The following is a 450-nucleotide window of genomic DNA, read 5'->3' as shown; positions in this document are numbered from 1 at the left end:
ATCTTGCTGATTAAAAAACCAGCGATAACCGGAGATTTGATCTTACCCAGCAGAGAGCCAATCTCTTCCTGATAGTTATTGGCTGTTTTGAGAATGTAATCTTCCAACTGCTTATAACTCTTCAGATGCAATAATCCGAGAATCACATGCAATTTATTCATAAATTCGTGGGATCGTTCACGAAGTGCGTCAGCATAGTTGACCAGACCGTCGAGTCGCTGCATCAGTTTACGTACTTCAGTTTTGTCCCTGAAGGTTGAAATGGCACCGATGATAACGCCATTACTGCGCACCGGAACGGTGTTGATCAGTAATAGCCGGTCTTTAATCGTAATCTCTTCGTCGCGGCGCGGGGTACCGTCGCGTAACACTTCCGAGACATCTACCACCTGTGACCATGAGTGGCTTAGCGTCGACAGTTTCTCATCGTCCTGCGACTTACGGTAATTC

The 450-nt window shown here is 46.2% G+C and carries 1 protein-coding gene; it reads right to left on the bottom strand.

Features of this window, described 5'->3' with window-relative positions; translation table 11 throughout:
• The coding region (locus WA407_RS26330; RefSeq protein WP_336078738.1) for a Spo0B domain-containing protein at nt 1-450 on the bottom strand (450 nt) is incomplete at both ends.

Origin of the sequence: Paenibacillus sp. 203 (assembly GCF_037027525.1) — a bacterium.
GTDB lineage: Bacteria > Bacillota > Bacilli > Paenibacillales > Paenibacillaceae > Paenibacillus > Paenibacillus polymyxa_B.
This window is presented reverse-complemented; position numbering and strand designations above follow the sequence as displayed.